Here is a 13,602-nt window from a genome sequence, read left to right as displayed (position 1 = left end):
TGTTACGATCGAGCATGCGCGAGGTGATCCTGGGGTTGTCCGTGTCTACGGAATGACCGCAATGCGGGCAGCGCTGGAGGCGAGGCCCAGCGCATCCTTCAAATTGTTCATCGCGATTTTCGACTTCGAAGCAAAAACGACGACCACGTCGCCGCCATAGATGCGCGGGTTGCGGTTCTTGCCGGCGCGGATTTCCTCGACATTGTAATTTGCGACCAGCTTGTTTTGGCCGACATTGCGATAGACGAAGACCTTGCCGGCATCACCGACCGGATTGAACCCTCCGGCAAGAGCGATCGCGTCGAGCAAGGAAGCGCTGCTGGACACCGGATAAATGCCGGCCTTGTTGACTTCACCATCGACCGTGATGCGCTGGCCAATCGACTCCTTGACGAAAATCGTCACGTCAGGCGACTGCAAGTACTTTTCACCGTAGGCAGTCTCGATTTCCTTCTCGAGCTGACGAACGGTCTTGCCGGCTGCAGTCATGGTCCCAATCAGCGGAAGCGAAATCTGTCCGCCCGCGTCGACCTGAACTGTTCTGTTCAAATTATCGACCTGAAAAACACTGACCTCGAGCACATCGTTGGCAGACAGAGGCTGCTCGCTGCCGTTCTGGGTATTCTGCGGCGGCGGGAGATCCTTGACCACCTGCAGCGTACCACCGCCAGAGAGCGCCGATGAAGACGCCGTCGGCTGCAGCGCATCGACAGAACTGGTGGAGGACGTCGATGTCGACGAAGTGCTTGCGCAGGCAGATATTGCTAGCGATGCGAGCAAAGCGGGCACGGTGCCCGCATGACTTCTTGCGAGATCGAAAATGCCCATCAAAGAGCCCCGCTCTTAAACAACCGGCCCAATCCGCCAAACCGCCCCGCACTGCTGCCCCCCGATTTTCTCGGGCTTTGCTTTCCGATGGGCACGAGCGGCCGATTTTGCAATATCGCGTCCGGGCGTTTCACTGCCATGTTGTAAGCCTCATCTTCCCCACACCGGTTCGCGATGGCGACAACCGCCTGCGAAAGCCCTGGCCGCCGCCGGCTGGCGCCGTGGGTGTCGGAGGCGACAATATCCACCCTGCCCTCATCCAGCAGCTTCTCCGAGTAGTAGAGCGCCGTACGTCCAAAGGCCCCCGTCACAGAATCAGCCGTGAGCTGAATAAGGCAGCCTAGCGTATTCAACCTCTCGATGACGTCGTAATTCGCCTTGATCCAGGTCAACCGCTCTGGATGAGTGAGGATCGGCACGAAGCCGGCGCCTATGAGACGGGCGGCGAAGTTTTCGAGCCGCGGAGGCAAAATGTGATGTGGCGGTTCGAACAGGAAATAGCGGGATCCGTTCAGAGTCGGCACCGTACCAACCCTCAATCGATCGGGGAGATCAGGCGCGAGATGAACATCAGCGCCAACATATAGGGTAAGCGGTATGGCAGCGCGATGAAGCTCCAGTTCTAACGCCTGAACAGCCCCGGCAATCTTTGGCGTGGCGTTCTCATAAACCCCAGGCATTACATGCGGCGTACATGCCATATGCGTCGTACCGTCGGCCACTGCCAGCCGTGCCATCTCCAGCGACATGGCCAAGTCAGGAGAACCGTCATCGAGACCGGGCAGGATATGTGAATGCAGGTCGATCATTGGCGTTTCTGGTTGAGAGGAGGCAAAGCTTCGCCTCGACAAAATAGAAACGCGTCACCCGCATGAAGGCGAATGACGCATTTGACAAATTTACGCAAAACAGCGGGGGTCGTATCCCGCCTATTGGCTGACCGCGTCGTCGTCATCCTGCAGGCCGATAATAAGGGCGGCGGCACCACCGACGGCGGCGCCGCCCAAGAGAATCGGCAGCATGCCAGGTTCTGAGCTGGCGGGTACGATCGTCGCAGACGGTGTCTCAAGCGAAACGCACATGCCGCCTTCGATAGGGTCGACCTTGACGGTGGCATTGGCTGGAATATCGAGCGCGCAATTGGCTCCGATAGCCAGCGAAGCAGACGCCTGCGCCCCGGTCATGATGCGCGCGCCCGCATACACCGGCGCCTCGGCATCCACCCCTGCATAGCCGCCGGCCTGGGACATCTGGACATCACCCCGGACCTGCGTAAGACGACCTATTGCGTCTGCGGACGCCGGCACAAGACAGGAACAGGTTTGCTGAGCTACAGCCTCGGGCGCGGCGAACAGGGCGCCCCCTGCGACGAATGCAACAAAAGCAAAAGCAACCCCGAACCGATGGCAACTCATCATTTTACCCCACCAAAACCTGTAACTCGCCCTGTTGGTACGAATTACAGCCCGCCCCGCCCCAAGCAATAGAACAATATGGTTAACAAACCCAATAAACCAGCCGGGCCGCCGACCTTTCCAGACCCTTCTCTACAGCGGCCGACGCCGCCATATCTTCGTCAGCGGCTGACGCCGTTGTCGTCGTCCTGCGTCGCCGCGAGCACGCCAGACGTCAGAAGCGCCCCGGCGAAAATCGCCTCCGGCGGACCGAACCCGGCGCCGCCGCCGGAGGGCTGAATAGCAGCCGTCTTCTCAGAGCCGACAAGCTTGAGGCAAATGTTGTTGCCAAGGCGGGAAACGTCGAGGCTCGAATTGGCCGAAACCTCCAGATTGCAGCCGCCGACCAGAACGGAGGCCGCGCCGTTGGCGCCAACCACCACACGGCTGCCGAAATCGAGCGCGCTTCCAACCTTGGCAGCGCCATAGCCCGCCGTCTGCGACACCATCACATCACCGGTGGCGGAACGGATGGATCCGATCTGGTTTGCCGAACCTTGATAGGGTGTCGCGCAGCTGCACGAAGCATCCTGGGCAAACGATGAAGCTGAACCAAACCCGATTGACACGACAAATACGGCAAGCGCAGTTTTAACCACAAGGCTCATCAGTCTTCGATCCCTTCTCGCTGCACCACTTCAGACGCACCCAGTCAAAGGCATTGCATCAGCGCGTACCAGTTTTTCGCCACAATTCCAACCTGTTTCGCGCGCGCGAGGCGATTTAAGCTGACGCGTGTCTGTCCAAGCACAGTACCTTAGCCAGATCGCATTAATAGTTTTCGACTACCTGTCACAGGTTTCTTACTATCGGAAAAAAATTTGAGGTCTCCTTTCCGCGGTGACTGGCTCGATAAGCTTTGACCAAGCTGAGCGCGCCAAACCTTTCGCCAACCTAATATATTGAATCATCGATACATTTTTCGGTAGATATTCCTTGATGGCAGCCGCGCGATTTCAACCATTGGTCGTGCTGACAGCATGTAATTCGAGATCGGCTCGATACCAATCGCGGCCAACAGGGTAGGCGGCCGGCTCGGCTACATTCCTGCTCTCCCGCCATAGAGATCTGCTCCATGCCCCAACCGCGATCCAACTCACCAAGTCGACGTGCCTCAGACTTGGCGGCTTTACCGCCTATTTTGGCCGTACCACGTTCCCTTGCCGGTTCCATGTTGGGCCAGATGGTTCGCTTCGACCAGAATTGCCAAGTGTTTTTTGACGGTGTTTCGGTTTGCACCTGTCAGGTTGACGATCTCGCTGATGGTTATGCGCCCACGCTCATTGATGGCCTCAACGATTTGCAGAGAGAGTTCCGGCAACGTGCCGAGCACAAGACGTTCCCGCTCGATTTTTTTCTCCAATCTCCGCTTTTGCTGCTGCAGAGCGCGCAGGAAATACACAGCCCATGGTTGCCAATTGGGGTTCGGGCTGCGGATCGTCTTCTGAGTCTGGCGTAGCGCCAGATAGTAGCCTTCCTTGCTGTTCTCAATCACACTTTCGAGGGAAGAGTAAGGCACATACGCATATCCGCTGCGCATCAGCAGGAGCGTCGTCAGAACGCGTGACAGCCTTCCATTGCCGTCCTGGAATGGGTGTATCTCCAGAAACACCACCGTGAAGATTGCGACGACGAGCAGAGGGTGCAGGCTTTGCTCGTTGAGTGTGTCGCGTGTCCACTCGACAAGCTCTTTCATCCGCTTCCGCGTATCGAAAGGCGTCGCCGTTTCGAAGATGACGCCGATCTCTTTTCCGTCGGCATCGAACGCACTGACATTATTGGCGAGTGTCTTATATGCACCGCGGTGGCGTTCATCCTTGTTGCTGAACGCCAGCAGGTCACGGTGTAGCTGTGTCAGGTGGTTTTCGGTCAGATCAATCGCATCGAAATGCGCGAAGATCATTTCCATGACCTGCGCATATCCGGCGACTTCCTGCTCGTCTCGGGACTCAAAGAATTTGATGTCGAGGTTGGCGAGCAGCCGCTCCACTTCGCCGTCAGTAAGCCTGCTTCCTTCGATACGGGTAGAAGAGCCGATGCTCTCGATTGTCGCAACGCGGCGCAGAGCCGATAAGCGTTCCGGAGCAAGCGCGCCCAGCGCTCGCCAAGCCCCTTTGAATTCGTCGATCTCCGAGACCAGGGCAAGGATCTCGGTGGTAATTTGCAGAGAGTCGATCTTCAGGGTCATACCCGCAAATATACCCAAAAATACCCGAAAATTCAAGAACCGACATACCCAATAAAGGACCCATAAATACCCAACTGCGGGCAGCCGGCCAGCTTAAGAACAAGACCCACTCACTTCGCCGCAAGAGCCTCTGGTCTGACTGGCGACCTGCTCAGCAAGGTTTGTACGTTGCGCCGGCCTGAACCGGCTGGCCGCAGAGAATTCCGCCCTGCGTGAGTATGGTGGCCAAATCTTCCCCCTCAGCCGTCAGGCACTGCACAACAAGGTTATCGCCAACCCTGGAAGCGATCTTGCCGTCGCAAGGTGTTCCGGCACCGACAGGTTTGCAGGCCAGGACGAGCCCCTGGTAGTCTCGGCGCGCCGCTTCCGTCACCAGGAGGCGCATGGCCTGAGGCCTGGAAAACGACGCCCCGCACAGCAGGATCTTGCGACCGCCGACACGCAGATCATCGACCGATGGAATGGCGAGCTTGCCGTCAAACGGCTTGAGCTCGGCTACCGGCTTCGCGGGGGACGGGCCGCCCCTCTGCATCACGATGATGCCCAGAAAGCCAACACCAAACAAAACTGCCACGACGGCAAGCAACGCTATGCTCCTGACTGACAAAACTATCCTCCCTCCGACCCTGTGCGGCCGGTCCGCTCATTTCGCCGCAAGGGCGCTCAGTCTTTCTATCTGCTGCATGTACTTCTCGATGACGATCGTTTCCGAAAACTGCCGCTCGACCTTGTTTCTGCTCTGGGCTCCCATCCTGTCCCTGGACGAGTCGTCCAGCCGCGCAAACTCGACCATCTTGCTCGCAAGGTCATCAGGGTCCCTCACCTTGCATAGGAAGCCATTGACCGCGTGGTCCACCACTTCCCTGCATCCTGGCACGTCGGTTGCGATCAGCGGCTTGCCCATCGCAGCCGCCTCGAGCAGCGAGCGCGGCGTTCCCTCCCTGTAGGAGGGCAACACGACACAATCCGCGGCACCAATGAAAGGCCGCACATCGTCGGTGGAGCCGAGATATTCGACCAATCCCTCGCCAACCCATTTTTCCACGTGTTCGCGGTTGACCGCGGTCCGGTTTTCGACATCAAGAAAGCCGAGTAGCTGGAAACGCACTCCGGGCACCTCACGGCAAACCCGACGGGCCGCCGTGATGAACTCGCCGACACCCTTGTCCCAGAGAAGCCGGGCCACGAGAAGAAAGATGATGGCGCCAGACCCGGTGCGCGCTTCGGGCGAAGGGGCAAAACGCACGAGGTCGATGCCGGAGCCAGGCAAAAGCGCGGTTCGATCCTTGCGAACCAGGCGTTCGTTGACGAACAGCATCCGGTCATCGTCATTCTGGAAGAAAACCATTTTGGAACGGGCCAATGCCACCCGGTACAAGGCCTTGGCAATCCTGAGCAGCAGACCACCGCGGACGAACGCTGTCCCCAATCCCGAAATGTTGTTGATGACGGGAATGCCGTTCAGATTGGCCGCGATGGAGCCGAACACATTGGGCTTGATCGTGAAGCCGACAAAGGCCAGCGGTCTCTCGCGCCGCAAGAGACGCCAGTAGCGCCACAGAAGGACCAAATCCCGCAACGGTGACGTGCCGGAATTGTCCATGTCGAGTTCGACATAGCGGCAGTCCATGGCCGCAATCAGCGGAGAATACTCGTCTCTCGGCGCGACGACGACCACGTCATAGCCGCGGCTCCGCAGCGCCTCGATCAGTCCCTTGCGAAAATTGACGACATTCCAGGATGTGTTTATCGAGACGACTATCTTGTTGCGAGCAACGGCCGTCATCGCTGCCCACCCGGATATGACAACGGCGTTCTCAACAGCATATCCGCAAACCGATCCGGCGATCTTTCCGACAAGGTCTTTCCGTACAAGGCCGACCGATCACCACCTTGAATGACCTTCAGCAGTGCTTCCGCAATTTCCGACGCGCCAAAGCCGGCTGAAATCTCCAGGCCCGACAGCATGTCCAGATCTCCCGCACAGGGGGTGGTGACGATGCCGGGAATCCGGCAAGCCATCATTTCCAGAAGGACGTTGGGAAATCCCTCCGTCGCCGACGTGAGAATGCCGGCACGCGCTGCGCGAAACAGCGGAAACGGGTTGTCTCTCTGGCCGAGCAGATTGAGTCGCGAGGTCAGATCAAGCTTGCCGGCGCGGGCTCTCAACTCCGCTTCCATGGGGCCAGAGCCAACCATGGTCAGCTCATAATCCTCGCCGGTCCTTCGTCTGACTTCGGCCAGCACATCAACCGCGATCATCGGACGCTTCACATCAATCAGCCGGCCGCACCAGACTATCTGCGGACGGCGTGAAAGTATCTCGGCGTCGTGCCCCGACGATGCTTCCATGGACATTTTGACGATGAGATCTTCGTCGACCGGGTTGGGCAAAGTACACAGCTTGGCGATTGCTCGCCGGGGCAATACGTCACGCAGGCGTTCATTCATATAGCTCGTTTGCGCGACTATCATGTCCTGGCTGCCATAGGCAGCGTAGAGCGCCTTGTAAGCGAGCGCGCGAGGACCCTTGAAGCGATCCAGAAGTACCGTGGACTCGCGGGCGACCAGCCTATGGCTGCGGAGAAGTCCAACGCTTCGGGCGGCAGCCAGAAACGAGTTTACCCGTGCGTGGCTCGAGAACACCAAATCGTACCGACGCCGGATCAGCCGCGGGGCGAGCAAAAACTCGCTCATGGCCTTGCCGCCGCCATAGCCGTAGCTGCACCGAATTCCGTCCTGGTGTGATCCAGCGGCCTCGCCCGCCGCCTGGCTACCCAAGAAGCCGATTTCGACGTCCCAGTCGGGTCGCCTCGCGAGTGCGCGCGCAACAAGTTTCAGGATGGTTTCGGCACCGCCTCTTCTGTCGAGCGGAATGGCGATCAGCGCGAGCTTCCTTTTCATGGGCCGCGGGAACTCACTGTTTTCGCCGAAAGACATAGGCGTAGGTTTCAGCGGCATCCTTGCGGAGGAACAGGGCCGAAACGCCTAACCAGATGCGCCAGGCAAGAAAGGCCGGCACGAAAAAATAGAAGTAGGAGCTTTTCCAGAACAGACGGCGCTCGATAAGTTCCAGATCGTTCCGTTTTGCGATTGTTTCGACGTCACTGGGCAAGCACTTGTCGTAGAAGGCCGGAAACCCGTCATGACCCATGCCCTTTTCAGGATAGATCGCAAAAAGCAGCCGTCGCTTCATCCCCTCCGGCAGGACCCGACTCAATCTGGCAAAAACGGCGTTGCGCGAGGGCGAGAAAATGGCAACCATGCCTCCCGGTTTCACGCAACTGGCAATGCCGCGCAGGGCGCCCTCGCCATCACGGACGTGCTCGAGCGTTGCTTGGCAAATGACGACGTCGGCATCGCCCCTCCCCCTAAACGAGGTAAGGTCCGCTTCAATCTCCTCGTCGTATATTCCGCGTGGCGCTTTCGACAACTCTTCCGCGTCGAGGTCGAGCCCAACGACAAAAAGCCCCAGGCGCCGCTTCTCCGAAAGACTGACGAACGGCCTGGCACCCCCGCCAAGATCGTAAACCCGAGCGTTTGAGGTAAGTAAGGGAGGTGCTATCTCCGTCGCAAAGGTCCGGTTGCCGTCGATGCGAAGGCGCCGCGGCAGAGCACTGTCCAGGAACTCGGAAATGGCCACATTCGTGCGAACAAACTTTCGCAATATCGACACTGCTTCACCACCGGTTTCGTTTGGCGATCGCGCCCACTCGGATTTGACATCCGCGCTATATCCTGTGGAAGACGTAGAGCCGCGTATGATGCGAAAATGGGCCGAGCAACCGGTCCGCAGCAGCACGCAAACCTCTCAGGATTCCATTCTTACTGTCGTACCAGGCCTGCATCGGCTTGGAGAAAAATGTCTCGTCCTTCAGCCCCTTGAAGCCTCCCCTCGGCTGTGATCCCAGAAGCTTGAAGCCGTGCTGTTCGAAATTGGAAACAATCGAAGACGGCTCAAGAACGAACTGGTAAAATCCGGCCCGTTCACCTGGAAACCTGGGATAGAGACCCATTCTGATCTTCAGCCGCCGGAGAGGAGAAATGCTCGGCACTGTCACGAAGGCAACTCCTCCTGACCGGATGATGCGCTTCATCTCCAATGCGATCTCATCGTAACCGTCGAAGAAGTGCTCGATCACCCCCAGAGACCACACCCCATCGAAGAATTCGTCCGCGAAGCCCGTTGCTCGAACATCCCCCACGGTCACTTGCAAATGGGGCGCGGCACGATTCACCATCCCCACGGTCTTCTGCGCGAAGTCGATCCCGTAGGCGGAAAAGCCTGCCTGGTCGAGGCCATGGACCGTATTGGCCAAGCCACATCCAGCGTCCAGGATCTTGGCCGATCCGGTCAGGTATCGCTTGGTGGTTTCAACGACAAAGCGATCCGGCCTCGAGACAATCCCTTCGGCCCAGTGAGAATCCCAATAGTCGTCATCAGCCACCGTGCCGACATGGACGATGCGCCTGTTTTTCTCGTCGTAGAATGCTTTCTTCTCATTCATTTCTGGCATCCGGACCGACCATCAAAACGGTGCGCTGTTTCGCACCAGGCCCTTGATCTGCAATCACATTCCTCAATGCGAAAAAGGAACAGCCAGCGGCAACGACATATCCGAACAAAAATGCCATTTCACTGCCAAGAGGCACCCGCCACCAAAGGCCCAATGCCGCCAGACAACAGCAAGCCAACGCCCCTATCGCGTAGGAATAGGTCAACGTCATCGCTTTGCTCGACCTAAGCGCAAAAGGATCGATGATCACTTTCTTCGTCCTGTTGACCAGAACAGCACAAGAAACGATCCCGAACACCACAGGATCAAAAGACTTCCCCAGCCATCCGAATGCATGGCCCGAGAAAAACAGGCCAACTATTCCGGCCGCGGCCACGGTCGCAAAAATGAGTGCGATGGCCGCTCCCTCGAACAGTCCGCGCCGAAACTCCCTGACGTTTCCATTTGCGGCACTGAGAAACGCCCTTGGCACAAATACGAAGCTGGCCGCATTCATGAAGAAGCCGACGGACCGTTGTGAAAGATCGACGCAAAACGAGAAGACACCGAGATGGGTCTCGGAGCCAAGCAACAAAACAATGTATCGAATGCCGACAAACACGCCGCTCTCGGCCAGATTGCTCAACACAAATCCCCAGCCTGTAACCAGAGACCCGGCAAGATAGGAAAAGCCAGGCCGTCTCAGATTCATAGGTCCCAGGAAGGCAAATGAAATCAGCGCTCCGACGAAATAGCTGAGCGAAAAGGCTGCAAGAGCCGAGCCTACTTTCGCATCGCCGACAAGCAGGATTATGGCTCCTGCCTGGTATGCGACGGCCTGGCCAATCGCCGACCAACCGTACGCCCACAAACGCAGTTGTGACCTCAAAATCTCTTGAAGTGCGGTGTGCAAGCCGAAAGAAACGATGATGGTCGCGGCAACGGCATTGCCAAATCCCAGCCACGTCATTGCCAGTCCAGCCAGAACGACAAACAACACCACAACTGCCAGCACGGTCAAAATGGACGATACGTACTCTCTACCCATTCCCGCGGCATGCATTTTTGCGGAAACCGGCATTATCGAATAGGTCGCGACTCCAAAAACAAGTGTCGAAATAAATGAAACTGTCGCAATCGTCGTGCTGAAAACACCGTACTGTCCAGTCTCCAGATGGCTGCCGATGTACAGCAACGTCGCTATGTTCAGAAGACCAGGAACAATTCGTATTACGATGGCTTCCACCAACTTCCACAGGCTGGCTTCTTTCATGAAGTCACCCGCACGAATGACCTCTTGAGCAAGAACGGGAAACTCAAGACACCAAAGCTCAAACAGGCAAGAACCGCCTTGCCCAAGAACCGAACTGACCGATATCGTCCTAGCCCGAACGCCTTGATGTAGTTCAAGTTCAGCAACAACATCGGGTATGCATTTTGTCGCTGAAGAAGCCGAATCCTTGCCGTCATCCCCTCCGGCAAATATCGTTTTTGTCCAATCTCGACATTGACACAGATAACGTCGTATTCGATCGCCAATCTGGACCAGAGAAGAGATGTTGGAACGCGGCGGAACCGCCCCGCTGGGGGCACGGCAACCCGTTTAAGCAAAGGAGTTTTGATGACCTCCTTCTTGTCGCCGACCACCCGTTCGTCGGCCCGCATCTTTATCAGGTTTGTCCGTTCCGACGGAAACGGCTCTGCTGCCGTCTCTGGGTGGCCAAGAGCCATCGAGAACACAAAACCCGCAATCTTCTCATCGACACCTCTCTGCGAGAGGTGCTCACAGACTTCCGGCAGGCGATCGGTGAAGAGATCGTCGTCATCATCGAAGACCATGCAATAGTCGCCAGTGGCGGAAGCAATCGCCGAAAACATCGCGCGGCCTCTGCCGTCATTCGGGCCGGTGGTGACCACCAAACTGGCATCGCGAGATGCGATTTCCGCAAGCGCTTCGTTCGTTCCGTCGGTCGAACCGTCGACATGGACGCATATCTGCAATGGGCAGTCCGTACGCAACAGTTGCTGAACCAGCGCCGCAACGCGATCCCGCCGATTGAACGTGGGGATGCAGACGCTCAATAGCGCCTGGGACTGCAATGGATTGCAGACTGCCTGTTTGCGAGCCGTATCGATTCCATCTGCTCCTGGTTACGCGATCATGGAACAGCGCGGATCAGCCGGGAAACGCCGAGCCTTATCCCCGCGCAAAATACGCCTTGTACCACTCGACGAACCGCCCGACGCCCTCGGTCACCGTCGTCGCCGGGCGGTAGCCGACCGCCTGCTCCAGCGCCGAGGTGTCGGCGAAGGTATCGGGCACGTCGCCGGGCTGCAGCGGCAAGAGTTCGACGATGGCTTTGCGGCCCAGCGCGTTTTCCAGCGCCTCGACATAGGCGGTCAGCTTCACCGGGTTGTTGTTGCCGATGTTGAAGATGCGCCAGGGGGCGCTGCTTGTGGCCGGATCGGGACGGCTGGAGTCCCAGGCGGCATTGCCCGTGGCCGGGCTGTCGCTGGCGCGGATCACGCCTTCGGCGATGTCATCGACATAGGTGAAGTCGCGCGTGTGGTTGCCGTTGTTGAACAGCTTGATCGGCTCGCCGGCCAGGATGTTCCTGGTGAACAGGAACAGCGCCATGTCCGGGCGACCCCAGGGACCATACACCGTGAAGAAGCGAAGCCCGGTCGTCGGCAATCCGAACAGATGGCTGTAGCTGTGCGCCATCAGTTCGTTGGCGCGCTTGGTCGCGGCGTAGAACTGCAGCGGATGGTCGGCCGGACGATGCTCGGAAAACGGCATGTCGGTGTTGGCACCGTAGACACTCGACGTGCTGGCATAGGTCAGGTGCGCGACGGCGCTGTTGCGGCAGGCCTCCAGCATGTTGGTGTAGGCGATGATGTTGCTTTCGACATAGGCATGCGGGTTTTCCAGGCTGTAGCGAACCCCGGCCTGGGCGGCGAGATGGATCACCCGGTCGAATGCATGGTCGGCAAAGCAGGCGTCGACCACGCTCTTGTCGGCGAGATTGCCGCGGATGAAATGATAGCCGGCATTGGTCTTGCGGCTCGCCTCGTCCAGAAGCCGCAGCCTCGCCTCCTTGATCTCCGGATCGTAATAGTCGTTGACGTTGTCGATGCCGACGACCTCGTCACCGCGCTCCAGCAGCCGCTTCGCTACGTGATATCCTATGAAGCCGGCCGCGCCGGTGACCAGAACCTTCATCAGAAACGCCCATCCGTGACATGCCTGGGGAACAGACCCTTGATGTCGTAGATGACGCCCGGGGTCTTGCAAAGCGCCATCAGGCCGTCGACGCCTAACGCGCGGAACTGCCTGTGGCCGACGGCCACGATAACGCCGTCATAACGCATGTCGGGAATGTCCTTCATGCTGGCTACGCCGAAGGCACGCGCGCATTCCTGCGCGTCGACCCAGGGGTCCCATATGTCGATGCCGGCGTTGTATTCCTTCAGTTGGGCAACGATATCGGCGACCTTGGAATTCCTCAGGTCCGGACAATTTTCCTTGAAGGCCGCGCCCATCACCAGAATCCGGCTGCCAACGACAGGTATTCCCTTGCGCATCATCAGGCGGGCCGTCTGATCCGCCGCGTGCCGACCCATGCCGTCATTGATACGGCGGCCAGCAAGAATCACCTCCGGATGATAGCCGAGTTCCTGGGCCTTGTGGGTGAGATAGTAGGGATCGACGCCGATGCAGTGGCCGCCGACGAGACCAGGCGTGAAGCGCAGGAAATTCCATTTGGTGCCGGCGGCTTCCAGCACTTCGGACGTGTCGATGCCGAGCTTGCCGAAGATAAGCGACAACTCGTTCATCAGCGCGATGTTGAGGTCGCGCTGAGTGTTCTCGATGACCTTGGCCGCTTCGGCGACCGCAATGCTCGAGGTACGGTGTGTGCCTGCCGGCACGATCGAGGCATAGAGCGCATCGATACCTTCGGCCGCTTCCGGCGTCGAGCCGCTGGTGACCTTGACGATCGTTTGCAACCGATGCTCGCGGTCGCCCGGATTGATGCGCTCGGGACTGTAGCCGAGGAAGAACCCCTCATTGTAGCGCAGGCCCGAATGTTTCTCGATCAGCGGCGCGCACACCTCTTCCGTGCAGCCGGGATAGACCGTCGATTCGAAGATCACCACCGCGCCTGGCGATATGACCTCGCCGACAAAAGTCGATGCCATGATCAGCGGTCTCAGATCCGGACGGTTGGCCCTGTCGATCGGCGTCGGAACCGTGACGATGAAAATCCCGCAATCGCGCAGATCGGCCTTGTCGGTGGTGAATGTCAGCCGCGACGCAGCACTGATCTCATCGCTGCTGGCTTCCAGCGTATGGTCGTCGCCACGCCTCAGCGCGTCCACCCTCGACTGGTCGATGTCGAAACCGACGACATCCCTGCCGGCGCCGAAGGCGACCGCCAGCGGCAGGCCGACATAGCCAAGCCCGATGATCGCTATTTTCCTGGAGGCGAGATCCATCTGCTTCCTGCGCTTGCTATTCCAGAGCCATGCTTCGCATTGGTTATCTCGCACCAAAGCCGGTAAGCATCGTTTTCAGCGTCTTGAGAGTTATCAAAACGTCCAGCCAAGGCGAAAAGTTCTTTATGTAATAGAAATC

15 protein-coding genes are annotated in these 13,602 nt (G+C 58.3%); 1 reads left to right on the top strand and 14 read right to left on the bottom strand.

Features of this window, described 5'->3' with window-relative positions; translation table 11 throughout:
- Window positions 1-45: 45 nt before the first annotated feature.
- Complete coding sequence (locus tag EN750_RS03050) at window positions 46-651, bottom strand: polysaccharide biosynthesis/export family protein (protein WP_224696614.1); 606 nt, start codon at window positions 649-651, stop codon at window positions 46-48.
- Here EN750_RS03050 and EN750_RS40385 point away from each other — a divergent pair.
- Window positions 644-802, top strand: coding sequence for a hypothetical protein (locus EN750_RS40385; protein ID WP_164752261.1), 159 nt, complete (start codon window positions 644-646; stop codon window positions 800-802). The genes EN750_RS03050 and EN750_RS40385 overlap by 8 nt on opposite strands.
- 25 nt (window positions 803-827) lie before the next feature.
- Here the strand turns inward: EN750_RS40385 and EN750_RS03045 are convergent, their stop codons facing one another.
- The 13 genes from EN750_RS03045 to EN750_RS02985 form a co-directional block, all read right to left on the bottom strand.
- Window positions 828-1,637, bottom strand: a complete 810-nt coding sequence (locus tag EN750_RS03045; protein ID WP_127395608.1) for a CpsB/CapC family capsule biosynthesis tyrosine phosphatase — start codon at window positions 1,635-1,637, stop codon at window positions 828-830.
- Between the two features lie 120 nt (window positions 1,638-1,757).
- On the bottom strand, window positions 1,758-2,078 hold the full coding sequence (locus EN750_RS03040; protein WP_127395607.1) for a hypothetical protein: 321 nt from the start codon (window positions 2,076-2,078) through the stop codon (window positions 1,758-1,760).
- Window positions 2,079-2,404: 326 nt separating this feature from the next.
- Window positions 2,405-2,731 (bottom strand): hypothetical protein, encoded by a 327-nt coding sequence (locus EN750_RS03035; RefSeq protein WP_245481758.1) that lies wholly within the window; start codon window positions 2,729-2,731, stop codon window positions 2,405-2,407.
- 680 nt (window positions 2,732-3,411) lie between these two features.
- Window positions 3,412-4,470, bottom strand: a complete 1,059-nt coding sequence (locus EN750_RS03030) for a DUF977 family protein (RefSeq protein WP_127395605.1) — start codon at window positions 4,468-4,470, stop codon at window positions 3,412-3,414.
- Window positions 4,471-4,621: 151 nt separating this feature from the next.
- Window positions 4,622-5,056, bottom strand: coding sequence for a hypothetical protein (locus EN750_RS03025; RefSeq protein WP_127395604.1), 435 nt, complete (start codon window positions 5,054-5,056; stop codon window positions 4,622-4,624).
- Between the two features lie 57 nt (window positions 5,057-5,113).
- A complete protein-coding gene (locus EN750_RS03020) occupies window positions 5,114-6,256 on the bottom strand; it encodes a glycosyltransferase family 4 protein (RefSeq protein WP_127395603.1) in 1,143 nt (380 codons plus the stop codon).
- Window positions 6,253-7,410: a glycosyltransferase gene (locus EN750_RS03015; RefSeq protein WP_164895695.1), complete on the bottom strand. Its 1,158-nt coding sequence runs from the start codon at window positions 7,408-7,410 to the stop codon at window positions 6,253-6,255. Before EN750_RS03015 ends, EN750_RS03020 begins: the two co-directional genes overlap by 4 nt.
- Complete coding sequence (locus tag EN750_RS03010) at window positions 7,388-8,113, bottom strand: methyltransferase domain-containing protein (RefSeq protein ID WP_189526023.1); 726 nt, start codon at window positions 8,111-8,113, stop codon at window positions 7,388-7,390. Before EN750_RS03010 ends, EN750_RS03015 begins: the two co-directional genes overlap by 23 nt.
- A gap of 88 nt (window positions 8,114-8,201) precedes the next feature.
- The gene (locus tag EN750_RS03005) at window positions 8,202-8,978 is read right to left on the bottom strand and encodes a class I SAM-dependent methyltransferase (protein ID WP_189526022.1); all 777 of its coding nucleotides are present in this window, start codon (window positions 8,976-8,978) and stop codon (window positions 8,202-8,204) included.
- Window positions 8,971-10,239, bottom strand: a complete 1,269-nt coding sequence (locus EN750_RS03000; RefSeq protein ID WP_127395599.1) for a hypothetical protein — start codon at window positions 10,237-10,239, stop codon at window positions 8,971-8,973. Before EN750_RS03000 ends, EN750_RS03005 begins: the two co-directional genes overlap by 8 nt.
- Window positions 10,236-11,066 (bottom strand): glycosyltransferase, encoded by an 831-nt coding sequence (locus tag EN750_RS02995; RefSeq protein ID WP_189526021.1) that lies wholly within the window; start codon window positions 11,064-11,066, stop codon window positions 10,236-10,238. The genes EN750_RS03000 and EN750_RS02995 overlap by 4 nt, the downstream gene beginning before the upstream one ends.
- Window positions 11,067-11,163: 97 nt before the next feature.
- On the bottom strand, window positions 11,164-12,189 hold the full coding sequence (locus tag EN750_RS02990) for an NAD-dependent epimerase (protein ID WP_127395597.1): 1,026 nt from the start codon (window positions 12,187-12,189) through the stop codon (window positions 11,164-11,166).
- Window positions 12,189-13,463 (bottom strand): nucleotide sugar dehydrogenase, encoded by a 1,275-nt coding sequence (locus EN750_RS02985; RefSeq protein ID WP_127395596.1) that lies wholly within the window; start codon window positions 13,461-13,463, stop codon window positions 12,189-12,191. The genes EN750_RS02990 and EN750_RS02985 overlap by 1 nt, the downstream gene beginning before the upstream one ends.
- Window positions 13,464-13,602 lie beyond the last annotated feature (139 nt).

This window comes from Mesorhizobium sp. M7A.F.Ca.ET.027.03.2.1, assembly GCF_003999175.1.
Classification (GTDB): Bacteria; Pseudomonadota; Alphaproteobacteria; order Rhizobiales; family Rhizobiaceae; genus Mesorhizobium.
This window is presented reverse-complemented; position numbering and strand designations above follow the sequence as displayed.